At 47.2% G+C, this 23,024-nt stretch carries 21 protein-coding genes, 7 tRNA genes and 1 rRNA gene (1 of these 29 cut by a window edge); all 29 read left to right on the forward strand.

The window, feature by feature from the left end:
* Positions 1–2,410: ribosomal RNA gene (locus tag VSQ32_17720) — 23S ribosomal RNA — on the forward strand; it begins 498 nt to the left of the window's first position.
* Positions 2,411–2,538: 128 nt separating this feature from the next.
* Positions 2,539–2,612: transfer RNA gene (locus tag VSQ32_17725), tRNA-Asp, on the forward strand.
* A gap of 9 nt (positions 2,613–2,621) precedes the next feature.
* Positions 2,622–2,694 (forward strand) — tRNA-Val (locus VSQ32_17730).
* A 58-nt stretch (positions 2,695–2,752) separates the two neighbouring features.
* Positions 2,753–2,825, forward strand: a tRNA-Thr gene (locus VSQ32_17735).
* Between the two features lie 27 nt (positions 2,826–2,852).
* Positions 2,853–2,934 (forward strand) — tRNA-Tyr (locus VSQ32_17740).
* 48 nt (positions 2,935–2,982) lie between these two features.
* Positions 2,983–3,056, forward strand: a tRNA-Met gene (locus VSQ32_17745).
* 13 nt (positions 3,057–3,069) lie between these two features.
* Positions 3,070–3,142, forward strand: a tRNA-Phe gene (locus VSQ32_17750).
* 37 nt (positions 3,143–3,179) lie between these two features.
* Positions 3,180–3,252: transfer RNA gene (locus VSQ32_17755), tRNA-Lys, on the forward strand.
* A gap of 458 nt (positions 3,253–3,710) precedes the next feature.
* The gene (locus tag VSQ32_17760) at positions 3,711–4,163 is read left to right on the forward strand and encodes a GNAT family N-acetyltransferase (protein MEH2944634.1); all 453 of its coding nucleotides are present in this window, start codon (positions 3,711–3,713) and stop codon (positions 4,161–4,163) included.
* A 211-nt stretch (positions 4,164–4,374) separates the two neighbouring features.
* Positions 4,375–5,523 (forward strand): lactaldehyde reductase, encoded by a 1,149-nt coding sequence (fucO, locus tag VSQ32_17765; protein MEH2944635.1) that lies wholly within the window; start codon positions 4,375–4,377, stop codon positions 5,521–5,523.
* Positions 5,524–5,702: 179 nt separating this feature from the next.
* Positions 5,703–5,903 (forward strand): DUF1858 domain-containing protein, encoded by a 201-nt coding sequence (locus VSQ32_17770; GenBank protein ID MEH2944636.1) that lies wholly within the window; start codon positions 5,703–5,705, stop codon positions 5,901–5,903.
* 1,091 nt (positions 5,904–6,994) lie between these two features.
* Positions 6,995–7,783, forward strand: a complete 789-nt coding sequence (locus VSQ32_17775) for an adaptor protein MecA (protein MEH2944637.1) — start codon at positions 6,995–6,997, stop codon at positions 7,781–7,783.
* Positions 7,784–7,834: 51 nt separating this feature from the next.
* Entirely contained in the window at positions 7,835–9,706 is a 1,872-nt protein-coding gene (locus VSQ32_17780) for a glycosyl hydrolase family 18 protein (GenBank protein MEH2944638.1), read from the forward strand.
* 509 nt (positions 9,707–10,215) lie between these two features.
* Entirely contained in the window at positions 10,216–10,959 is a 744-nt protein-coding gene (locus VSQ32_17785) for a LytTR family DNA-binding domain-containing protein (GenBank protein ID MEH2944639.1), read from the forward strand.
* Positions 10,956–12,368 (forward strand): GHKL domain-containing protein, encoded by a 1,413-nt coding sequence (locus VSQ32_17790; GenBank protein ID MEH2944640.1) that lies wholly within the window; start codon positions 10,956–10,958, stop codon positions 12,366–12,368. The genes VSQ32_17785 and VSQ32_17790 overlap by 4 nt, the downstream gene beginning before the upstream one ends.
* A 2-nt stretch (positions 12,369–12,370) precedes the next feature.
* Complete coding sequence (locus tag VSQ32_17795) at positions 12,371–13,021, forward strand: hypothetical protein (GenBank protein ID MEH2944641.1); 651 nt, start codon at positions 12,371–12,373, stop codon at positions 13,019–13,021.
* A gap of 129 nt (positions 13,022–13,150) precedes the next feature.
* The gene (locus VSQ32_17800) at positions 13,151–14,107 is read left to right on the forward strand and encodes an ABC transporter ATP-binding protein (protein ID MEH2944642.1); all 957 of its coding nucleotides are present in this window, start codon (positions 13,151–13,153) and stop codon (positions 14,105–14,107) included.
* Positions 14,104–15,018, forward strand: coding sequence for an ABC transporter permease (locus tag VSQ32_17805; protein ID MEH2944643.1), 915 nt, complete (start codon positions 14,104–14,106; stop codon positions 15,016–15,018). The genes VSQ32_17800 and VSQ32_17805 overlap by 4 nt, the downstream gene beginning before the upstream one ends.
* Before the next feature lie 2 nt (positions 15,019–15,020).
* Complete coding sequence (locus VSQ32_17810; protein ID MEH2944644.1) at positions 15,021–15,458, forward strand: LytTR family DNA-binding domain-containing protein; 438 nt, start codon at positions 15,021–15,023, stop codon at positions 15,456–15,458.
* Between the two features lie 13 nt (positions 15,459–15,471).
* Positions 15,472–15,909: a DUF3021 family protein gene (locus tag VSQ32_17815; protein MEH2944645.1), complete on the forward strand. Its 438-nt coding sequence runs from the start codon at positions 15,472–15,474 to the stop codon at positions 15,907–15,909.
* Between the two features lie 79 nt (positions 15,910–15,988).
* On the forward strand, positions 15,989–16,684 hold the full coding sequence (locus tag VSQ32_17820) for an N-acetylmuramoyl-L-alanine amidase (GenBank protein ID MEH2944646.1): 696 nt from the start codon (positions 15,989–15,991) through the stop codon (positions 16,682–16,684).
* Positions 16,685–16,762: 78 nt separating this feature from the next.
* The gene (locus VSQ32_17825) at positions 16,763–18,463 is read left to right on the forward strand and encodes an AAA family ATPase (protein MEH2944647.1); all 1,701 of its coding nucleotides are present in this window, start codon (positions 16,763–16,765) and stop codon (positions 18,461–18,463) included.
* Between the two features lie 256 nt (positions 18,464–18,719).
* Positions 18,720–19,781 carry an L-threonylcarbamoyladenylate synthase gene (locus tag VSQ32_17830; GenBank protein MEH2944648.1) on the forward strand — a complete coding sequence of 354 codons (1,062 nt, stop codon included), beginning with the start codon at positions 18,720–18,722 and terminating at the stop codon, positions 19,779–19,781.
* A 24-nt stretch (positions 19,782–19,805) separates the two neighbouring features.
* The gene (locus VSQ32_17835) at positions 19,806–20,312 is read left to right on the forward strand and encodes a phosphotyrosine protein phosphatase (protein ID MEH2944649.1); all 507 of its coding nucleotides are present in this window, start codon (positions 19,806–19,808) and stop codon (positions 20,310–20,312) included.
* Positions 20,269–20,898, forward strand: a complete 630-nt coding sequence (upp, locus tag VSQ32_17840) for a uracil phosphoribosyltransferase (protein MEH2944650.1) — start codon at positions 20,269–20,271, stop codon at positions 20,896–20,898. Before VSQ32_17835 ends, upp begins: the two co-directional genes overlap by 44 nt.
* 12 nt (positions 20,899–20,910) lie before the next feature.
* Positions 20,911–21,396, forward strand: coding sequence for a dCMP deaminase family protein (locus VSQ32_17845; protein ID MEH2944651.1), 486 nt, complete (start codon positions 20,911–20,913; stop codon positions 21,394–21,396).
* A gap of 167 nt (positions 21,397–21,563) precedes the next feature.
* Positions 21,564–21,857 (forward strand): AtpZ/AtpI family protein, encoded by a 294-nt coding sequence (locus tag VSQ32_17850; protein MEH2944652.1) that lies wholly within the window; start codon positions 21,564–21,566, stop codon positions 21,855–21,857.
* On the forward strand, positions 21,841–22,266 hold the full coding sequence (locus VSQ32_17855; protein MEH2944653.1) for a hypothetical protein: 426 nt from the start codon (positions 21,841–21,843) through the stop codon (positions 22,264–22,266). Before VSQ32_17850 ends, VSQ32_17855 begins: the two co-directional genes overlap by 17 nt.
* A gap of 4 nt (positions 22,267–22,270) precedes the next feature.
* A complete protein-coding gene (gene atpB / locus VSQ32_17860) occupies positions 22,271–23,005 on the forward strand; it encodes a F0F1 ATP synthase subunit A (GenBank protein ID MEH2944654.1) in 735 nt (244 codons plus the stop codon).
* The last annotated feature ends 19 nt before the right edge of the window (positions 23,006–23,024 follow it).

Genomic DNA, 23,024 nt, shown 5'->3' on the forward strand with positions numbered 1-23,024 from the left:
AGGAAAGGTGAAAAGAACCCCGGGAGGGGAGTGAAAGAGAACCTGAAACCCTGTGTTTACAAGCTGTGGGACCGCGGAAGCGGAACCGCGTACTTTTTGTAGAACGGTCCGGCGAGTTGCGCTGTCCGGCGAGGTTAAGCACTGAAGGTGCGGAGCCGCAGGGAAACCGGGTCTTAAAAGGGCCACAGTCAGACAGCGCAGACCCGAAACCGGGTGATCTATCCATGTCCAGGCTGAAGCTTCTGTAAGAGGGAGTGGAGGGCCGAACGCACATCCGTTGAAAAGGGTGGCGATGAGGTGTGGATAGGGGAGAAATTCCAATCGAACCCGGAGATAGCTGGTTCTCCTCGAAATAGCTTTAGGGCTAGCCTCATGAGAGTCTTGCGGAGGTAGAGCACTGAATTTCCTAGGGGGCGTCAAAGCTTACCGAAGAATATCAAACTCCGAATGCCGTAAAGATGGTTCATGGGAGTCAGACTGTACGAGATAAGTTGGACAGTCAAAAGGGAAAGAGCCCGGACCGCCGGCTAAGGCCCCCAAGTGCGTGTTAAGTGGGAAAGGATGTGGGATTTCAAAGACAACCAGGATGTTGGCTCAGAAGCAGCCATGCATTCAAAGAGTGCGTAACAGCTCACTGGTCGAGAGGTCCTGCGCCGAAAATGTCCGGGGCTGAAACACGCCGCCGAAGCCGCGGGATGTAGTAATACATCGGTAGAGGAGCATTGCCGCCACGAAGAAGCAGTACCGGAAGGAGCTGTGGAGAGGCGGGAAGAGAGAATGCCGGAATGAGTAGCGAGAGGAAGGTGGGAATCCTTCCGGCCGAATATCCAAGGATTCCAGGGTAAAGCTGATCTGCCCTGGGGAAGTCGGGACCTAAGGCGAGGCCGAAAGGCGTAGCCGATGGACAACAGGTTGATATTCCTGTACTGCGGGATAACAGAACTGTGGGGACGTATGCGGGAAGCATGAGCCGGGAACGGAAAGCCCGGTGCAAGCAGAAGAGGTGGCGGGGAGGCAAATCCCCCCGTTAAGCCGAAGCTGTGATGCGGAGCGAAAGAAAGTAGCGAAGCATGTGGAGCGCGTACCGGGAAAAGCCGCTATTGTTTATCCTGTACCCGTACCGTAAACCGACACAGGTGGATGGGGAGAGAATCCCAAGGCCGACGGGAGAAGCATTGTCAAGGAACTCGGCAAAATGGCCCCGTAACTTCGGGAGAAGGGGTGCCTGCGGAAGCAGGCCGCAGAGAAAAGGCTCAGGCAACTGTTTAGCAAAAACACAGGTCTATGCAAAACCGGAAGGTGAAGTATATGGGCTGACGCCTGCCCGGTGCCGGAAGGTTAAGAGGAGGGGTTAGTATTTGCGGTGCCCTTCAGGGTATCGCGGTGCGAAGCTCTGAATCCAAGCCCCGGTAAACGGCGGCCGTAACTATAACGGTCCTAAGGTAGCGAAATTCCTTGTCGGGTAAGTTCCGACCCGCACGAAAGGCGTAATGATCTGAGCACTGTCTCGACAATGCACCCGGTGAAATTGAAATGCCAGTGAAGATGCTGGCTACCCGCGCCAGGACGGAAAGACCCCATGGAGCTTTACTCCAGTCTGGTACTGGGATCTGGTGCTGCATGTACAGGATAGGTGGGAGGCTAAGAAGCAAGGGCGCCAGCCCATGCGGAGCCGCTGTTGGGATACCACCCCTGCAGTACCGGGTTTCTAACCAGCCGCCGTAAGCCGGCGGTGGGACAATGCCAGGCGGGGAGTTTGACTGGGGCGGTCGCCTCCGAAAGGGTATCGGAGGCGCTCAAAGGTTCCCTCAGGATGGACGGAAACCATCTGGAGAGTGCAAAGGCAGAAGGGAGCCTGACTGCGACACCGACGGGTGGGGCAGGTACGAAAGTAGGACTTAGTGATCCGGTGGCAGAACGTGGGATTGCCATCGCTCAACGGATAAAAGCTACCCTGGGGATAACAGGCTTATCACTCCCAAGAGTTCACATCGACGGAGTGGTTTGGCACCTCGATGTCGGCTCATCGCATCCTGGGGCTGCAGCAGGTCCCAAGGGTTGGGCTGTTCGCCCATTAAAGCGGTACGCGAGCTGGGTTCAGAACGTCGTGAGACAGTTCGGTCCCTATCCGGCGCGGGCGAAGGAGATCTGAGAGGAGCTGTCCCCAGTACGAGAGGACCGGGATGGACGGACCACTGGTGCATCTGTTGGCATGCCAGTGCCATGGCAGGGTAGCCAAGTCCGGACGGGATAAACGCTGAAGGCATCTAAGCGTGAAGCCCCCCTCAAGATGAGATGTCCCATTCGAAAGAAGTAAGACCCCTTGGAGAGTACGAGGTAGATAGGGCAGGAGTGGAAGTGCAGCAATGGATGGAGCTGACTGCTACTAATCGGTCGAGGGCTTGACCAGAGGAAGAAAGAAGGAAGAAGATGTAAGACGGGAAGAGGAGATGTAAGGGCTGTAGGCTGTATGGGTTTTTCAGGGTACAGAAAATATTACTTTACAAAGTGTAATGTTTTTGCTATACTTTTGTAGATGGCCTAGTGGCTCAGTTGGTTAGAGCGCCGCCCTGTCACGGCGGAGGTCGAGGGTTCGAGTCCCTTCTGGGTCGTTTGAATATGGGATCTTAGCTCAGCTGGGAGAGCATCTGCCTTACAAGCAGAGGGTCACAGGTTCGAGCCCTGTAGGTCCCATTGTTCATGTTAATCAGGATACTGTATTCTGATTGATGATGTAATCCGAAGATTGCAGGCCGATGTGGCTCAATTGGCAGAGCAGCTGATTTGTAATCAGCAGGTTATCGGTTCGAGTCCGATCATCGGCTCTTGAAAATTTTGTATTTTCATATTATGGATGGATTCCCGAGTGGCCAAAGGGGGCAGACTGTAAATCTGTTGGCAACGCCTTCGAAGGTTCGAATCCTTCTCCATCCATTAGGCAAATAAAATAGAGTTGCTGTATTTTATTTGTTTAAATATCAGCGCGGGGTGGAGCAGTCTGGAAGCTCGTCGGGCTCATAACCCGAAGGTCACAGGTTCAAATCCTGTCCCCGCAATTTTTCAGTCAATGCCCAGTTAGCTCAGTTGGTAGAGCAGAGGACTGAAAATCCTCGTGTCTCTGGTTCGATTCCGGAACTGGGCACTTGTCAGTAAGATATTTTCAGATAATATTATATCATGGGATATTAGCTCAGTTGGTAGAGCACTTGACTTTTAATCAAGTTGTCCGGGGTTCGAATCCCCGATGTCTCATTCATGAGGGCCCGTAAAACGGGCATTTCAGAAAAGAAAGCACTCCGTAAAGGGGTGCTTTTTTTCTTATAGGAAACACCGTGTCACTGTGAAGTGCTAAAGTATATAGATTTCCTATAAGAGAAAAGCCCTCCGGGCGGATGCGCAGCTCGCGGAGATGAAATTTATTGCCAGGCAATCCGCTCGCGCGCGAAGAATGCGTAAGCGCATTCTTTTTTATGTACAGCCCCGTGCAGCGGAATTATGACGTTATGCGGCGGGGCGCGCGACGAGCAGGAGGAAGATGTTTCTTCTCTGCTCGATTTCTACAGGAAAGACCCTGTCTGCTCTAATCAGAATTATACATATTACCTTACCTGTCCCTTGCATTCCGTCAGAAAAACAGATAAAATCAGACCGAAACATATTTTTATTTGTAAACATTCGTAATCAGAGCGAACGGATAAGATGGAGGAAAAATGACAGTATTAAAAGAAATTGATGAAAATAACTGGCTTCAGGCAGCAGAGTTAAAGGTAGCGGAAGAACAGAAATTTTTTGTGGCCCGGTCCATAGGAATTCTGGCGAGAGGATATGTGTACCGAAAGGACAGGGCAAAAGTATTTGCCATATCCGACGGAACTGAACTGGTGGGACTTGCCATGGTTCGGGATTTGGATGAAGAACCGGCCTGTTATGATCTGCAGCAGTTTATGATTGACGAAAAATTTCAGGGAAAAGGACATGGAACAAAAGCTCTGCAGGAAATTTTAAAGATTCTGGGAGAAGAACAGAAATATTCCTGTGTGGAAGTATGCGTGAAAAAAGAGGCAAAAGCAGCCATGCGGGTATATGAGAAAGCAGGTTTTCGGGATACGGGATATATCGACGAGGACGCGCCGGATTCCTGTAACCTGATATATGAATTTTAAATAAGTATGCTATTGAACGGCCCATGTTTGAACAGCCTGCATTCTCCGCGCATACATGCAGGCATGACTTACACTGAACACAGGCTATGGCTGAACTGTCACCAAAAAAGTGTGAAAACTGGAAAAGAACTATTGAAATTTCAGAAGATTTCAGAGATAATAGAAATACAGTTTCAATTGTGGAACCGTATGACCAGAAAGGAGAGGGAAAATGGCAAACAGATTTGTATTAAACGAGACATCGTATCATGGGGCAGGTGCAATCCAGGAGATTGCCACAGAGGCAAAGGGAAGAGGATTTCAGAAAGCATTTGTGTGTTCAGATCCGGATCTTGTAAAATTCGGGGTAACAAAAAAAGTATTGGATGTATTGGATAAAGCGGGGCTGGCATATGAATTATATTCCAACATCAAACCGAACCCAACCATCGAAAATGTACAGACAGGTGTGGAAGCCTGTAAGAAATCAGGCGCAGATTACCTGATTGCCATTGGCGGCGGCTCTTCCATGGATACCGCAAAAGCCATCGGTATCATTATCAATAACCCGGATTTTGCTGATGTGGTAAGTCTGGAAGGTGTTGCACCTACACAGAATAAATCCGTTCCTGTTTTTGCAGTGCCTACTACAGCAGGAACAGCAGCAGAGGTAACCATTAATTATGTAATTACAGATGATGCAAAGAATCGTAAAATGGTGTGCGTGGATCCAAAAGATATTCCGGTTGTGGCTTTCGTGGATTCCGATATGATGGCTTCCATGCCCAAAGGATTAACAGCAGCTACGGGTATGGATGCGCTGACCCATGCGATTGAAGGCTATATTACAGCAGGTGCATGGGAATTGTCAGATATGTTCCATATTAAGGCAATTGAAATTATTGCAAAAAGCCTGCGGGGCGCAGTGGAAAATACACCGGAAGGCAGAGAAGGAATGGCCCTTGGACAGTATGTGGCCGGAATGGGATTTTCCAATGTGGGACTTGGAATTGTACATTCCATGGCTCATCCGCTGGGTGCACTGTATGACACCCCTCACGGTGTGGCAAATGCAATTATTCTTCCTACCGTTATGGAATATAATGCGGAAGCTACCGGAGAAAAATACCGTGAAATTGCCAGAGCCATGGGTGTGGAAGGTGTTGATTCCATGAGTCAGGAAGAATACCGGAAAGCTGCTGTGGAGGCAGTAAAGAAACTTTCTCAGGATGTGGGAATACCGCAGGATTTAAAAGAAATTGTGAAAAAAGAGGACATTCCTTTCCTGGCACAGTCAGCTTACGATGATGCCTGCAGACCTGGAAATCCGAAAGAAACCAGTGTGGAAGATATTACAAAACTCTATGAATCTTTAATCTGACAGAGCATAAGTATAAATTTGGTCAGAGAATCCGGCCCTTTGCTGAAAGCAAATCTTAAAGGGGCCGGATTCTGTTTAAAAACTCTTTGAATAAAACATTGCATAACAGGCAGAATGGTATTATAATATAAAAATGCATGTACTGTAAGATGTATATGAATGATAAGGAGGTAAGAAAAATGGCTCAGGTGACAAAAGAAACCATGATTGGTGAACTGCTTCAGATTGATGAAAATGTTGCGCCGATTTTACTGGAAATCGGTATGCATTGTCTTGGATGTCCTTCATCCCAGATGGAAACAATTGCAGAGGCGGCAATGGTGCATGGAATAGAGCCGGATGCACTGGTAAATAAAATCAATGATTTTCTGGCAAAATAAGTCCGGAGCAATATAAAGGAACGGAGTAATCACCATATATGAAATCATGTGATTACCCCGCCTTTTCTTTTGCTCAAATGTAACGGATATATCCGGCATATGCCGAAAATATCCGGTTTATATATGATTCGTGAATAAGATTTCTCTACTTATCCAAAATGAAATACCTGAACGATTCCCCCTCCTTTGCTTCTTCATGACTATGAAGTTATTTCGTGATATAACAAAATCTGCAGATGGAACAGCGGTACGGGCTGTCCCATACAGATGTTTCCGGAAATTTCAGATATTTCCGGAATAAACAGAACATTTGGAAAATCCAGGTTCTTTTTTCTTATCCCAAAGTATGGAATGGAATATTCCATAACTGCCAGCACAGCAATTTATAATAGTGATTTTCCGAAAGTTCTGGCTTGTCTGAAAAGGTCTTTCTGCTGAGATGTATAGTAAGAAGTTCCATCATGCCCCGGCGGGGCAGGAACAGAGTCCGAAATACCGACGTTTTATGAAATGTATCTGAATATGAGCAGTCAGACGTCTGCGTGTTTCCGGGTTAATTTTATCGGATTTCCACATACTATATTTATTGAGCCCGATACGTTATTCAGGCACCGGTATGCGAAATAAGATGATACAGAAACGGGGAAATACATGATAACATTTGATGAAATGTGTCTTTAAGACCTTACAGACTGGCAGAACCATCATCTGGAAAAATTCTGCCATAAGTTCCCGACCCTGCGACGGGTTACTTTTCAGAAAAAAAGTGTTATAATAGGTAAGGAAAAGCAGCCGCAGGCCGAAAAAAATGTTGTGGGCTCCTTTCTGTCGGAACCGGACTGACATCTCTGAATCATTTATAGCATACAAATATTACCAAATGCAATAGCTTTTGAAAAATGTTTAGAAAATTAATATTTTTTTTAGAAAAACGGGGAGAGTACGACTTGACGAAATACAAGAATATGTAATATACTTTGAGTACCATAAAAAAGCAGAAAATAACTGGATTTCTGTATAATTTATATTGTTCATTGTTGTATTTATATATAAATTCCCGATGTGGCCATTTAGAAGAAGGAAGGGATTACATGAAAATTGAAAAGGTAAATGAGAACCAGATTCGCTGCACGCTCACCAGAGAAGATCTGGCGGATCGGCAGCTCAAGTTAAGCGAACTGGCGTATGGAACCGAGAAGGCCAAAATGCTTTTCCGGGACATGATGCAGCAGGCAGCTTATGAATGTGGATTTGAGGCAGAGGACATTCCGTTAATGATTGAAGCCATTCCTCTGTCAGCGGATACAATTATACTGATTATAACGAAGGTGGAATATCCGGAAGAGCTGGACACCAGGTTTTCCCAGTTTGCACCGGGCGACCCGGAAGACGATACCAGGGAGGAATATACAGGGGAGGAAAGCGACAGAGTGTTCGAGACAGCAGGAGCTGATGATATTCTGGATCTGGTCCGCAAACTGCAGGAGCAGAGCAAGGGGGCGGAAACAGCCAACTGTGACAACGATTTTATTCCCCTTGAGAAGGCTATCCGACAGAAGCAGGAAGAGAAAGAACCTCTTGTGGTGGACATCACCAAGCTGTTTGTGTTTGATGAGCTGGATGAAGTAAACCGGCTGGCACGGGTGCTGAAAGGATTCTATAATGGCTGCAACGTGCTGTATAAAAATAAACTGAACCGGAAGTATTACCTGATTATCAGTAAGAGTCAGCATACACCGGAGGAATTCAACAAGGTATGTAATATTTTGGCGGAATATGCACATCAGGAAAAATATTCATCTGCAATCAGGGCGTATTGCGAAGAACATTATGAACTGATTTTGAAGGAAGACGCATTGCAGATACTGAGTAAAATTTGAGAATAACCCCTTGTGTTTTTACATGAGGGGTTTTCTACATAGGAGGATGAAATGTCAGATACGGACAGGACGCCGGAAGAAATGGCGGGGAGAAATGAAGGAAAAGCAGAAGATACGGAAAGCAGGAGGGAACGGGCAGCCGCCAGGCGGAGTCCGCGCAGGTCTTCCCGAAGAAACAGACGCAGGCGCCGGAATCGGATGACGCCGGTACTGGCAGCAGTTATTTTTATCACAGTGGTGGTTCTGCTGGCCCTGCTCAGCGTGGTGATTAAGAAATACAGCCCCAGTAAGGAACGCGCCGATTTGAATGAATATTATAATGTTCAGAATGAAGAGGATTTGGCGGTGGTTCTGGACAATCAGCTTCTGGAAGAACAGGCAAAATACTGGGACGGCCATGTATATATGGACTATAAACTGGTGCAGCAATACCTGAATCAGCGGTTTTACTGGGATCACAACGAAAATATTCTGCGGTATGTAACAGGTACGGATGTTGTTTCCGTAAATGCAGGCGCCATGGAATATGCGGTGACCAGGAAAAATGAAAGCACAGACTATGTGATTGTCCGGGTGGATGGAGAGCATATGTATCTGGCGCTTGATTTTGTACAGAAATATACCAATATGGATTTTGCCATGTATCAGAGCCCCAATCGGGTGAAAATCACCTCAGTCTGGGGAGAGATTCAGACCGCTCCTGTTCGGAAAAAGACGGAAATCCGTGTGAAAGGCGGTATTAAGAGCCCCATCGTGGCAGATTTGGAAAAGGACAGCAGGGTGACTATTCTGGATACGGGAGAAGACTGGAGCAGAGTCTGCACAGAAGATGGCATGATTGGCTGGCTGAAGAATAAAAGGCTGGGAGAAACAGGTACGGAAACTCTGGCAAGGGAATTTGAGGAGCCTGTATTTTCCCATTTACTGAAAGAGGGACCGGTGAGCCTGGGATGGCATCAGGTGACAAGCCAGGAAGCAAATGGAAAGATTTCCAGTATTCTGCAGTCCACCAAAGGGGTGAATGTAATATCTCCCACCTGGTTTTACCTGAATGACAACGACGGAAATATTTATTCGCTGGCCAGCCGGGATTACGTTAATTACTGTCACCAGAACAATGTGGAAGTATGGGGGTTAATCAGCAATCTGGAAAATCCGGATGCAGACAGTACCTATGTGCTGACTCACAGTTCCACCAGGGATTACCTCACCAGCCAGATTATTGCAGCGGCTATTGAATATGATCTGGACGGAATTAATCTGGACTTTGAGGCACTGAGCGGCGAGGTGGGGGACGCATATATACAGTTTATCCGGGAACTGTCTCTGAAATGTGAGAATAATAATCTGGTGCTTTCCGTGGATAATTATGTGCCCACAGATTACACTGCATTTTATAACCGGGCAGAGCAGGCGTTATTTGCGGATTACGTGATCATTATGGGGTACGATGAACATTACAGCGGTTCTGAGGATATTGGCTCTGTAGCTTCGATTGGTTTTGTGCGGGAGGGTGTGGAGAATACCCTGAAAGAGGTTCCGCCGGAACAGACCATTCTGGGTATGCCTTTTTATAGCAGAATCTGGGAGCTGACGCCGAAAGAAGGAGCCGGAGAGGATGTGGAGTCTGCTGCCGAGGATTATCTGCCCTATACCTTTACCTGTACGGAGGAAGGTATGCAGACGGTGGAAAACCGTTATACCACTAACGGTGCCCAGCCCATCTGGTCTGACGAGGACGGACAGTTCATTGCGGAGTATGAAAACGGAGGTAAGACGTATAAAATGTGGATTGAGAACGAGGCTTCTCTGGAGGAGAAGCTGAAAGTCATGAAGCAGAATAATCTGGCCGGAGCAGCTTACTGGAAGCTGGGGCTGGAGCGGCCTTCCGCCTGGGATACGATTATTAAATATGTGAACTAGGGAACGAAAACCCGCCGCGTTCATGAAGAAAAATCATGAGCGCGGCGGGTTTTACGAAGGAGGAAACGATTATGTACCAGTTTTTATGTCTGTTTGGGCCGGGCGGGATGCGCACTCGTGCGAATGGAAGATGTCACTACGTGACCGCACTCGGCGCGACAAAATGTGCAATCCCCTCAAGACTGAGGGACAGGGGAGCTGAAGTGGGCTTGCCCACTTTGTTCTCTTAACAACAGCCAGGCGTACTCTGTGCGGATTTTCCCAAAATTGTTTTCCACAAAATGCCGGGCATTTTTTCTTATAAAAAAGCCAAAAAAGCCGAAAAACAGAAAAGACAGAGAATATATACCGGGAAAAAGAAGATAGATATGATTATAGGTAAATGTAAGCGGCAGGCCAGTCACAACAGCCAAATGTCCGGTCACTGCATTTTCGGAAAAACCGGAAAAAAAGCGCCGATAACATAAATGACCGGAAACAGGTTCCCGGAAGTCATGAGGTGAAAGAAATTGAACATAGCAATCTGTGACGATGAAACATATGTGCGCAGTTATCTGCGTAAACTGACAGAACTGTATGAGCCGGACTGCAGGATAACAGAATTTTCGTCCGGGGAGGCACTGCTGAAACATCTGGAGCAGGAACTTCCGGATATTCTGTTCCTTGATATTTCCATGAAGGAAACGGATGGAATGGAAGTGGCCAGGAAAGTCAGAAACCGGACGGAAGAAAAGGGAAAAGGCATATTGGGAAGCCTGCCCCTGCTGATTTTTGTGACAGGCTATCCGGAATATGCCATGGAAGCCTTTTCCGTTCATGCGTTCTGGTTTCTGGTAAAACCCATAAAGGAACCGGAATTTGCAGCAGTACTGGAACAGGCGGTGCGGGAATATCATTGTCTGTCAGACAGAAAGGGGGAATCCTCCGGGGAACTGCTGGTGCGCACCGGGACCACCACCAGAAAAGTGCTTACAGAAGATATTTATTATGCAGAAAGCAGCAACCGCAAAGTGATTCTGTGCCTGGCTCAGGAGAAAATCATTTTTTATGGGAAAATCAGCCGTCTTGAAGAAGAACTTCCGAATCAATTTTTCCGGATACACAAAGGCTATCTGATAAATATGAAATATGTGGAGCGGTACAGCCGGACTGAGGTGCGGATGAAAAACGGCGATACCCTGTTAATCTCAAAATACAAATATCAGGAGTTTGTGAAAGCGTACCTGAATTATATTGCGGAGGAATACCATTGAATCAGGCAAATTACGAATGGCTGCTCAGCCTTTCCGGAATTTTGCATATTATAGTGCAGGTTCTGTGCTTTTCAGTGATGTGGCATGTTTTCTGTTCCGGGAAACATGTTTCAGATATTGTCCTGACGGGAATTCTGGCAATTGTCAATGTTCTGGCAGGTCTGTGGCCGGAAGTACCCGCATGGGTGCGGTATACATTGTCGGCGGTTCTGATTCTGGTTTTTGCTTTTGCGCGGTATCAGAGGCGCCTGGAAAAACCAGTGTTTGTATTGCTGCTGTTTTATCAGTTTCACGGGCTGAGCTTCCTGATTTCCAACAGCATATACCAGTATGGCAGTGAGAAAGTTTTTGCGGCCCTGGATTCGGCGGCCCCGGACTATCTGAGTCTGGTTTACCGGAATACTGCTCTGGGCCAGATAGTTCTGGTATTTGTCTACGGGCTGGTGCTTTTCACCATGATTGAAATTCTGGGAAAAACAGTCAGAAAATCCTGGGACATGAAGTGGCAGGATGTGATTTTCCTGTCTGTCCTCAACATTGCAGGAGCAATGCTGGCCCGGATTGTGCTGGAGCTGTCCATGATAAAAATGGAACAGGGAATGTTTTTTCTGTTTGAGGAGAGGAAAGACATGCTGTGGAAAGTGCCTGTGATTGCATTGCTGCTCTGGGCGGGAGAAGTGTCAGCTATCTGCATTTTTCAGCGGTATGAACATCTGCAGCAGGAGCGGCAGAAACATTTTGTGGAAGAACAGCAGATGAAATTGCTGAAACAGCGTCTGGAGGAAGCGGAACGTTTTTATGGAAGCCTCCGTAAGGTTCGCCATGAAATGAGAAATCATATGACCAGTATCAGAGGGCTGGCGGCCGGAGGGAATTACCAGGCGGCAGAGCAGTATATGGATAAGCTGGAGGACACCATGGGAACTCTGGACTACCGGTTTGCCACGGGAAATCCGGTAACAGATGTGGTTATCAATGACAAATACCGGAAAGCTGCCGCTCTGGGAATTGATTTTCAGGTGAAATTTTATTACAGGCCGGAGGACACCATTCCGGTTTTTGATTTGGGAATTCTTCTGAACAATCTGCTGGATAATGCGCTGGAGGCCTGTGAAAGACTTGCGGATGAACAGCAGCGCCGAATTTGCCTTTCCCTGAAACGAAAACAGCAGTTTCTGCTGCTGGAGGTGGAAAATACCTTTGACGGAGCGGTGAAATGGGAGGAAGGCAGCGAGCTTCCCGCCACCGGAAAAAGGTCAGAGTCTTCCGGGCAGACGGAGCATGGAATCGGTCTTAAAAATGTAAAGGAGATTGCAGAGCGCTGTCTGGGAAGTATGGATATCAGAATAAGCCAAAATACATTTAAAGTTATGGTAATGCTGCAGCAGGAAACAGAAACGGAGGTATGAAGATGAGAGTGACAGACCAGATTTTGAATACAACAGCAAGGAGAGCCGGAGTACCGGTAAATATGTCGCTGGTTGATTATCTGAACAAAAATACGAACAGCCTGGAAGATATGTTCGGGGTGGATAAAAATACAAATCCGCTCCGGAAAAAGAACTGCGAAAAGCTGGAAAAGGCAGCGGAGGAACTGGCACAGAGCGCACAGGCATTTCTGGCGGAGGGGCAGGATTCCATGTTTGCCAGGGCGAAAGAAAGCGGCAGCAGCGAGGAAATACAGAAGCATGTGGAAAAATTGCTGGAGCGCTACAACAGTACGTTGAAGGATTTAAAGTCCGGTACTTCTTCCATGGATTATTATTACTGTAAAATGTTGCAGGATGCTGCCGCAGAGAACAGCGAGGCCTTTAAAACAGCGGGAATTACCATCAAAAAAGACGGAACTTTAAGTGTGGATAAAGACAAATTAAAGGAAGCGGATGTGGACAGTCTGGAAAAATTATTCGGGGCGTCCGGAACCTTTACCGCGAAAACAGCTTTCCTGGGAGAGCAGATTGCCGATAATGCCAGGGCAAATGCCCTGAGCTATTCCACGAAATATAATTCTGGCGGGAACCGTTATGGATTTCCGGGAAACAAATATGAGTTCTGGGGATAGAGGATGAACAGAAAGAGGCAGGTTACCTTTTATTTTAGCAGGTTGACCTGTCTCTTTTGCATGTTACCCATCCGGCCCTTGTATTCCTTCTGTTATCTGGTAAAGTAACTGGAAAAGGAGGGATTCAAAATGAAAGCAGCCATAACAGCGGAACATCTGAAAAAATATTACAGAGATGTGAAGGCCGTGGATGATATCAGCTTCTCCGTGGAACAGGGAGAGCTGTTCGGATTTCTGGGCGTGAACGGTGCGGGAAAATCCACTACCATCAATATGCTCTGTACCCTGCAGGAGCCCACCGGAGGGAAAGCCCTGATTCAGGGGTTTGAGCTGGGAAAAGACAATGAGGAAATCAAAAATCACATCGGTGTGGTGTATCAGAATAACTGTCTGGATAAATTACTGACCGTAAAGGAGAACCTGCTGATTCGAGGAGGCCTGTACGAGAAAGATACGGTAAAATTAAAGAAAAACCTCGCCCGTGTAACGGAAATTCTGGGGCTTGGGGATGTACTGAAACGCCCCTTTGGAAAGCTGTCCGGCGGTCAGAAACGAAAATGTGAGATTGCAAGGGCCTTAATGCACACGCCGGATATTCTGTTTCTGGATGAGCCTTCCACAGGCCTTGACCCGGCCACCCGGAAAACCATGTGGGAAACGGTGCACAGTCTCCGAAAGGATTTGAACATGACGGTATTTCTGACCACCCATTACATGGAAGAAGCGGCAAAAGCAGACCATATCGGGATTATGCACCGGGGACATTTTGTGGAATATGGAACGCCCTTTTTTCTGAAAGAAAAATATGCAAAAGACAAACTGTATCTGGTACCCAAAAAAGAATATACTCAGGAGATTCAGGCAGAACTGGACGTCCGGAACCTGAACTGGGCGCTCCGGGAAGAACGGATTCTGGTACGGATGGACAATACGTTGTCCGCCATTCCCCTGGTAAAGTCTCTGGAGCAGAAAATAGCGGGATTTGAGGTGGTGCAGGGTACCATGGACGATGTATTTCTGAACGTGACGGAGATTCAGGAGAATCATGAAACAGTGGGAGCTGCCGCAGGAAGGAGATTGCCATGAAAAAATTTTTCAGTCTGACCAGGAGAAACTGCCTGATATTTTTAAGAGACAGAGGGGCAGTGTTTTTTTCACTGCTGTCCATGCTGATTGTACTGATGCTGATGGGGGTATTTCTGGGAAATATGAATGAAGAAAGTGTGGTAAATCTGCTGAACCAGTACGGTGGCGCCCGGAATAAGGATCTGGATGCAGCCCATGCGAAAGAACTGGTGCAGTACTGGACACTGGCGGGAATCCTGATTGTAAATGCAGTTACTGTTACGCTGACAGTTCTTGGAAACCGGGTGTCAGATTTATCTGAAAGCAGGCTGGCCAGCCTGTATTCCGCTCCGGTGAGTCAGGGTGTGATTGCTCTGTCCTATGTGGCCTCGGCAGTACTGGTGGGGGTGCTTATGTGTATGCTGACGCTGGGAGCCGCCCTTTGTTACATTGCAGCCACCGGAGGAACATGGCTGACTTTTGGAGCCCTGGCGCGGATTACAGGTCTGATTGTGCTGAATGTGTGTGTATTTGCAGTGGTAATGTATTTCTTTACGCTGTTTGTAAAAAGCAGCAGCGCCTGGTCCGGAATCGGAACTGTGGTGGGCACGCTGGTGGGATTTGTGGGGGCCATTTATCTGCCCATGGGAAATCTGCCGGAAGGTGTGGCCGCAGTGCTGAAATATATTCCCATATTTCATGGGGCCTCCCTGATGAGAACCGTCTGCTGTGAACAGGCGCTGGAAACCACTTTTGCGGGAACCCCGGCAGAATTGCTGACGGAATACCGGGAATACATGGGAATTACGGTGGAAATGGGCGGGAAAGCGGTGGATTCCCTTTTTCAGGTGTTATTTCTGGCCGGCTGTGGTATAATTGCATTTATATTGACTGTACTGGTGCAGAAAAGAAAGGATATCAGTGACCGCTAATTATGAAAGTGACTATTTTGGATACGGGGCCGGAGGAAGAAGATGAGATTATCATCCGCTGCAGTTCTCTGAATGAAGATCTGATGAAACTGATTAACCAGATGAAACAGGGCGGCGGCAAACTTACGGTATATCAGGACAACAACATGTTTTTTGTGGAGCCGGAAGATGTGTATTATTTTGAAGCAGTGGATCAGAAAGTGTTTGCGTACTGCAGTTCGGAGGTATATCAGGTGAAAAGCAGGCTCTATGAACTGCTGGAAGAACTGCCGGGACGGGAGTTCCTGCGGGTATCCAAATCTTCCATTTTGAATCTGAATAAAATCCGGAGGCTGGCCCCGGCCTTCGGCGGACGTTATGAAGCCCTTCTGGAGAACGGAGAAAAAGTGATTATTTCCAGACAGTATGTGGGGATGCTGAAAGAGAAGCTGGGTGTGTAAGGAGGGAAAGATTATGCTGAAACGACTGGAGGCAATGCTGTCTTTGTTCGTGAAGATTACCACGGGAATCCTGTTTGTGACAGCTTTGTATATTACGGTATATTATGGACGGGAACTGAATCTTCAGGTGGAAATCCTCTGGCAGATTCTGGGCCTCTCTCTGATTTGCACTCTGGGCAGTCTGGTGATACCTGCGGACGGTGAGCGGGAGGTATCCGGGAAATCCATGCTGGTGCGGATTCTGCTCTATTATGTCTATGTGAACATTGTGGTACTGTTCAGCGGTTTCCGGTTTGGCTGGTTTTCCTTTGGCAGTCTGAAACAGGTGCTTGGCATGGTGGGGGCCGTTGCTTTTGTGTATCTTGGAGTGCTGCTGCTCTCTTTCTGGAAAGAATACCGGGAAGCAGAACGGTTAAACCGGAAACTGGAGGGAAGAAAATCTGCAAAATAAAAGAGGGAAAGGAAACTTCTGTACTAGTCTTTTATGTTCCGACATATCTTATTGATAAAGACAATCAGGTGAATCGGATATGAAGAAGAGAATAGAAGTTGTGATGGCTCTGGTGCTGCTGGTGGGAGCATATTTTTTTGCGAGAGAGGGAGCCCATATGGTGGAAAATATGCGGGCGCAGAAGGGAGAAATCTGTATTGTAATCGACGCCGGACACGGGGGCGACGACCCCGGAAAAATCGGGATTAACAAAGAGAAGGAAAAAGATATCAACCTGAAAATTTCCAGAGAACTGCAGAAGCTGCTGGAGCAGGAAGGGATTAAAATTGTCATGACCCGTACCGATGAAAACGGCCTGTATCAGCAGTCCTCCAATAACAAAAAGGTGGAAGACATGCGGAAACGCTGCGAGATTATCACGAAGACAAAACCGGTATTTACCGTGAGTATCCACCAGAACAGTTATCCGGACGAATCGGTCAAAGGAGCTCAGGTGTTCTATTACGGCCAGTCTGTTGAAGGGAAAAAACTGGCGGAAACCCTGCAGAAGACCATGGTGGCCAGTCTGGACCCTCAGAACCACCGGCAGGCGAAAGCAAATGAGAGCTATTATCTTCTGAAAAAAACACCAACGCCCACGGTGATTGTGGAATGCGGATTTCTGAGCAATTCCCAGGAAGCGGCCCTTCTGGCCACGGAAGAATATCAGAAGAAGGTGGCGGAGGCGGTGAAAGAGGGAATCCTGGAATATCTGGGCCAGGGCGGAACACCATAACAGGAAGCCTTTTACGGAATTGCAATCCGGGGGAGAATCAGCTATACTGATAAAAAGAAATTTTTTCAGGAGGCAGTTATGGCGAGAACGGTAGCAATCGGGGTGCAGAATTTTGAAAAAATGATTACAAATCATTGTTTTTATGTGGATAAAACAGACTTTATCCGTGAATGGTGGGAGAGAAAAGATGATGTAACTCTGATTACACGTCCCCGTCGTTTTGGAAAGACCCTGAATATGAGTATGACAGAGCAGTTCTTCTCGGTGGATTATCAGAACAGAGGAGATTTGTTTGAGGGGCTTTCCATCTGGAAGGATAAAAATTATCAGAAGCTGCAGGGAACATATCCTGTGATTAGCCTGTCGTTTGCCAATGTGAAAGAAGCTAATTATGCCGATACCAGAAAAAAGATATGCCAGATGATTGCAGAATTATATATGAAATATTCATTTCTCCTGAAAGAAAAATGCCTGGAAGGGGGAGAACGGGAGTTTTTCAGCCGGATTACCACAGATATGGATGATGTGGACGCCACAATGGCTGTACATTATCTTTCAAAATATCTGTATCGCTACTATGGAAAAAAGGTTATTATTCTTCTGGACGAGTATGATACTCCCATGCAGGAGGCGTATGTGGGCGGCTACTGGAAGGATTTGGCTGCTTTTACCAGGAGTATGTTCAATGCCATGTTTAAAACCAATCCATGGCTGGAGCGGGCCATTATGACTGGAATTACCAGAGTCAGTAAGGAGTCCATTTTCTCGGACCTTAACAATTTAAAAGTGGTTTCTGCCACATCGGAGGAGTACGCTGATTCTTTTGGTTTTACAGAAAAAGAGGTTTTTGCAGCACTGGATGAATGTGGTCTGGGACCAGAACAGGAAGAAGTAAAGCGCTGGTATGACGGTTTTATTTTCGGAGGAAATTCCGGTATCTATAATCCATGGTCTGTTCTGAATTTTCTGGATACCGGAAAGTATCATACTTATTGGGCGAATACCAGTTCAAACAGTCTGGTAAGCAAGCTGCTGCGGGAGGGAAACCGCAGTATAAAGGAGAAGTTTGAAGAACTGCTGCAGGGAAGAAGTATTCGGACGCCTGTGGATGAGCAAATTGCGTATCATCAGCTGGATGAAAATGAGACCGCAATCTGGAGCCTGCTTCTGGCAGCCGGATATTTGAAAGTGCTGAATCATGAAGGAGAAGAAGAACTGGAATATGGTGAAGAGGTCCGATATGAGCTGGCTCTTACCAATTATGAGGTGGAGCGGATGTTTCATGGTATGGTGCGCGGATGGTTCCGGAGTGTGGATGCAGATTACAATGATTTTGTCAGAGCAATGCTGCAGGGTGATATCAGGGGAATGAATGTCTATATGAATGAAATCAGCCTGGAAATATTCAGCAGTTTTGATACGGGAAAAAGACCTTCATCCAGAACGCCGGAACGTTTTTACCATGGATTTGTGCTTGGACTGCTTGTGGATTTGCGAAGACGTTACGTGATTACCTCTAACAGGGAGAGCGGTTATGGCAGATATGATGTGATGCTTGAGCCAAGAAATCCGAAAGAGGATGATGCGGTGTTACTGGAATTTAAGGTGTTTGACCAGACCGAAGAAGCCACGCTGCAGGATACGGTGGAAGCTGCCCTTCGCCAGATTGAGGAAAAAGACTATGCAGCGCAGCTCCTTGTACGGGGAATTCCAAAAGCACGGATTCATCGTTATGGTTTTGCATTTCAGGGAAAGAAAGTGCTGATAGGAACAGGATAACTGACCGGGATATAAAAACAATATAGATTATATTCAACTGCCGAATAAGAAGCATCAGGAAGAACCATTTTTGCAATAGTGTGAAAATGGTTCTTTTCCTACATGATGTAGTGGTTGCGAAGATTACCTGATTATGGGATAATAAGACTCAGAAACAGAACGGACGGGCAGGAAAGAAGGAACATAACAGCTCAGACCAGGATTTTGCATTTGCTGCAACATCCATAAAAATGTGTGAATTCATTCAGGTAATCATATGGAAACAGTAATTGTAAATGTTACGGAAGGCAAACAGAATAAAGAGCGAATCAGAGAATACGTCCATGCAGCAGGTCAGATTATCTGTCAGGGGGGACTGGTGGCCTTTCCCACGGAGACAGTATATGGACTGGGAGCGGATGCCCTGAACCCACAGGCTTCCCGCAGAATCTATGAAGCCAAAGGACGTCCCTCGGATAATCCGCTGATTGTACATATTTCCAGTATGGAAGCATTGGAACAAATTGCTGTAAGGGTGCCGGAACAGGCCCGGAAGCTGGCAGAAATATTCTGGCCGGGGCCGCTGACCATGATTTTTGAAAAACAGGAAACTGTTCCGCTGGAAACCACCGGAGGCCTTAAGACAGTGGCGGTGCGTATGCCGGATCATCCGGTGGCGCTGGCATTGATAGAAGCAGGCGGCGGATTTATCGCCGCGCCCAGCGCAAACCGTTCCGGCAGGCCGAGCCCCACCGAAGCGGAACATGTGGCTCAGGACATGGAGGGCCGGATTCCCATGATTCTGGACGGAGGCCCGGTGGGGATTGGCCTTGAGTCTACTATTGTGGATTTTTCAGAGGAAATCCCCATGATTTTAAGGCCTGGCTATATTACGGAAGAAATGATACGGGGTGTAATCGGGGAACTCCGGACAGATCCGGGACTTAATCCGGAAGATTCGGAGATTCGTCCCAAAGCACCGGGAATGAAGTACAGGCATTATGCCCCTGCAGGAGAACTGATTCTGGTGTCCGGAGCCGGAGAAAAAGTACGGGAAAAAATCAATGAACTGGCCGGGAAAGAGGAAGTAAAAGGCAGAACGGTGGGAATTATAAGTACTGATGAGACCAGAGGCGGATACCGTTACGGCATTGTAAAAAGCATTGGAACCAGGGCGGATGAGGATACCATTGCCCGGCATTTATACAGAATTTTAAGGGAATTTGATGAGCTGAATGCGGAAATCATATATTCAGAAAGTTTTTCCACAGCCGGAATCGGACAGGCGATTATGAACCGTCTGCTGAAAGCGGCCGGACATCATGTAATAGAAGTATAAACGGAGACCGGAAAGGTGGCGGGTATGAAAAGATACAGTAAAATTATTTTCGTATGTAACAGCGGTACAGCGCGTGCACCTATGGCAGAGGCCATTATGAAAGAATATATCCTGAAATTTCCCATGGAAATAGAGAGCCGGGGACTGGTGGTGCTGTTTCCGGAGCCTTTGAACCAGAAGGTGGAGGCGGTGTTAATCAGCAACGGTATCAATGGGGAAAATCAGATGTCGAAACAGCTTGCCCCGGAAGATCTGGTTCCGGAACATCTGATTATTACCATGGAAGCTGCTCAGAAACAGAAGATACTGGAAGAATATGAAGAAAGCGCCGGCGTGGATGTGGAGGTACTGACAGATTTAACGGGAGATGAGCTGGAGATTCTCAATCCCTATGGAGGGACGCTGCAGTCCTATGGAATCTGCTATGAAACCCTGAATAAAACCATACGAAAGCTGGTAAATCTAATAAACGAAGGAGAAGAAACATATGGGAAAAGTGACAATTATGGAACATCCGCTGATTCAGCATAAAATTGGCTGGCTGCGCAGAAGTTCTACCGGTTCCAGGGATTTTCGGGGAATGGTGGGAGAGATTGCCATGCTGATGTGCTATGAGGCCACCAGGAATCTGGAACTTACGGATATAGAGATTGAGACGCCAATCTGTACTGCAACTGTCAGGGAATTAAAAGGAAAGAAACTGGCGGTAGTTCCCATTCTGCGGGCAGGCCTTGGCATGGTGGACGGAATGCTGGCCATGATTCCGGCGGCAAAGGTGGGCCATATCGGATTATACCGGGATCCGGACACGCTGGAGCCCGTGGAATATTACTGTAAACTGCCGGAGGACTGTCCGGAGCGGGAAGTGTTTGTAGTGGACCCCATGCTGGCCACAGGAGGCTCCGCAGTAGCTGCTATTCAGATGCTGAAGGAAAAAGGCGTCAGAAATATACATTTTCTCTGTATTATCGCAGCGCCGGAAGGGGTGGAGGCCATGAAGCAGGCCCATCCGGATGTGGATTTGTATGTGGGAGCCCTGGATGAGGGGCTGAATGACCATGGTTATATCGTTCCCGGTCTGGGAGATGCGGGAGACCGGATTTTCGGCACAAAATAAGCGAGGTGTAATATGAGCAGTAAGAGACAGGATTATCTTAGCTGGGATGAGTATTTTATGGGAGTGGCAATGCTCTCCGCCATGCGCTCCAAAGATCCGGGCACACAGGTGGGAGCCTGCATTGTCAGTCCGGACAATAAAATTCTGTCCATGGGTTACAACGGGTTCCCTGCGGGATGTTCCGATGATGAATTTCCCTGGAACCGGGAAGGGGAGCCCCTGGACAATAAATACTTCTATACGACCCACAGTGAATTAAACGCTATTCTGAATTACCGGGGCGGCAGCCTGGAAGGGGCGAAACTCTATGTTTCCCTGTTTCCCTGCAATGAATGCGCCAAGGCGATTATCCAGGCAGGTATCAGGACCGTGGTATATGACAGTGACAAATACAGGGACACTCCTTCGGTGATTGCTTCCAGGCGGATGCTGGATGCGGCAGGCGTGCGGTATTATCAGTATACCCATACAAACCGGGAAGTGAAGATGGTTCTGTAACAATTCAGCTCGCGCCATTTAAATCATGCGGGCATGATTCACACAGAAACAGGCCATGGCGGAACTGTTACGTGAAAAATACAAGAAATGGATAGACATTTTCATAAAAAATGGATATAATAATTTCATATGTATGGAAATTACTGTATGACAGCGGAGGTACCCATGTGAAATACAAAAAAAGCGTATATCGTTCTCTCACATTAATTACGCAGTTTGGAATCAACATGCTGGTACCAATTTTTTTGTGTGTGCTGGCAGGGGTTTACATCGGAAAGAAATTTTCCATAGACTGGATTACGATTCCGTTGTTTGCAGTGGGAGCTCTGGCCGGATTCCGCAATATTTTCATTATGGCCAGGAAAATTTATTCCGAAGATACATCTTCCCGGCGTCATGGGACTTCCGGGGAGCAGCATAATCAGAAAGAAAAGGATACCGTTCATGTTAAGAAGGATTAATCAGGCCCTTCCGGAACTGTTGCTCGGCATAGTGCTCTACGGATTTATGATTCAGATTGTCGGCGTATGGTTCGTGGAAGATAAGGTGCAGTATAGCGTGGGGCTTTGGGCGGGAATTATTCTGGCCATGGGGCTGGCAGTCAATATGGCTGTGGTTATCCTTGATACGGTGGAGGCCATGGCAGAGAAACGCTCTTACCGAAAAGCGTCTCTGTATGCCGTGCTGCGCTATCTGGCAGTAGTTCTTGGGGTTATCGTTGTCTGGTATTTTGAACTGGGCAACGTACTTGCCATGTTTGCGGGGGTGATGGGGCTGAAAGTATCTGCTTATTTGCAGCCTGTTACACATAAATTTATGATTGCCATGCAGGAGAAAAGCGCCTGCAGCCATGAAAATAAAAGGAGGTGAGAGAGTGCAGAGTTCAATTTTACTGTCTTCCGGAGCAGACATTGATATTATGGTACACGGTCTGTTTTCCTACGAGCTGTTTGGACATACCTTCTGGATTACCACAACCCATGTGAGCATTTTAATTGTTATGATAATTCTGATCGGGTTTTCGCTTGCAGCCAACCGTGCCATGAAACATGCATCAGATGTACCGGGAGGCTTTCAGAATGTGGTGGAACTGATTGTGGAAAAACTGGACGGCATGGTTCACGGCGTTATGGGAAAAAGCGGCGGGAAATTTGTCAACTATGTGGGAACCATATTTATATTTATCCTGGTGTCCAACCTTTCCGGCCTGTTCGGACTGCGGCCGCCCACAGCGGATTACGGTGTAACCCTGCCGCTGGCGCTGCTGAGTTTTATCCTGATTCATTTTAATCAGTTTAAATATCAGACGCCAAAGGCCATATGGACAGATATGTGTTCCCCGCTGCCGCCATGGCTGCCAATCTGGTTTCCGATTAACCTGATCAGTGAAATCGCAGTGCCGATTTCTCTGTCTCTGCGTTTGTTTGCAAACGTACTGTCAGGAACCATTATTATGGCATTGATTTATGCGCTGCTGTCAAAGGGTGCATATTTCTGGCCAGGAGCATTACATGCGTACTTTGATGTATTTTCAGGCTGTATCCAGACGTATGTATTCTGTATGCTGACCATGACATACATCAGCAATGCAATCGGAGAGGAAGAGTAACATCCGTAACCAGTTTATT

Source organism: Lachnospiraceae bacterium JLR.KK002, assembly GCA_036941025.1.
Lineage (GTDB): Bacteria > Bacillota > Clostridia > Lachnospirales > Lachnospiraceae > Petralouisia.

What these genes read in the sequence shown, in the direction of transcription:
- VSQ32_17760 (MEH2944634.1), top strand. Translation starts at nt 3,711, where the DNA reads ATGACAGTATTAAAAGAAATTGATGAAAATAACTGGCTTCAGGCAGCA.
- fucO (MEH2944635.1), top strand. Translation starts at nt 4,375, where the DNA reads ATGGCAAACAGATTTGTATTAAACGAGACATCGTATCATGGGGCAGGT.
- VSQ32_17770 (MEH2944636.1), top strand. Translation starts at nt 5,703, where the DNA reads ATGGCTCAGGTGACAAAAGAAACCATGATTGGTGAACTGCTTCAGATT.
- VSQ32_17775 (MEH2944637.1), top strand. Translation starts at nt 6,995, where the DNA reads ATGAAAATTGAAAAGGTAAATGAGAACCAGATTCGCTGCACGCTCACC.
- VSQ32_17780 (MEH2944638.1), top strand. Translation starts at nt 7,835, where the DNA reads ATGTCAGATACGGACAGGACGCCGGAAGAAATGGCGGGGAGAAATGAA.
- VSQ32_17795 (MEH2944641.1), top strand. Translation starts at nt 12,371, where the DNA reads ATGAGAGTGACAGACCAGATTTTGAATACAACAGCAAGGAGAGCCGGA.
- VSQ32_17800 (MEH2944642.1), top strand. Translation starts at nt 13,151, where the DNA reads ATGAAAGCAGCCATAACAGCGGAACATCTGAAAAAATATTACAGAGAT.
- VSQ32_17805 (MEH2944643.1), top strand. Translation starts at nt 14,104, where the DNA reads ATGAAAAAATTTTTCAGTCTGACCAGGAGAAACTGCCTGATATTTTTA.
- VSQ32_17810 (MEH2944644.1), top strand. Translation starts at nt 15,021, where the DNA reads ATGAAAGTGACTATTTTGGATACGGGGCCGGAGGAAGAAGATGAGATT.
- VSQ32_17815 (MEH2944645.1), top strand. Translation starts at nt 15,472, where the DNA reads ATGCTGAAACGACTGGAGGCAATGCTGTCTTTGTTCGTGAAGATTACC.
- VSQ32_17820 (MEH2944646.1), top strand. Translation starts at nt 15,989, where the DNA reads ATGAAGAAGAGAATAGAAGTTGTGATGGCTCTGGTGCTGCTGGTGGGA.
- VSQ32_17825 (MEH2944647.1), top strand. Translation starts at nt 16,763, where the DNA reads ATGGCGAGAACGGTAGCAATCGGGGTGCAGAATTTTGAAAAAATGATT.
- VSQ32_17830 (MEH2944648.1), top strand. Translation starts at nt 18,720, where the DNA reads ATGGAAACAGTAATTGTAAATGTTACGGAAGGCAAACAGAATAAAGAG.
- VSQ32_17835 (MEH2944649.1), top strand. Translation starts at nt 19,806, where the DNA reads ATGAAAAGATACAGTAAAATTATTTTCGTATGTAACAGCGGTACAGCG.
- upp (MEH2944650.1), top strand. Translation starts at nt 20,269, where the DNA reads ATGGGAAAAGTGACAATTATGGAACATCCGCTGATTCAGCATAAAATT.
- VSQ32_17845 (MEH2944651.1), top strand. Translation starts at nt 20,911, where the DNA reads ATGAGCAGTAAGAGACAGGATTATCTTAGCTGGGATGAGTATTTTATG.
- VSQ32_17855 (MEH2944653.1), top strand. Translation starts at nt 21,841, where the DNA reads ATGTTAAGAAGGATTAATCAGGCCCTTCCGGAACTGTTGCTCGGCATA.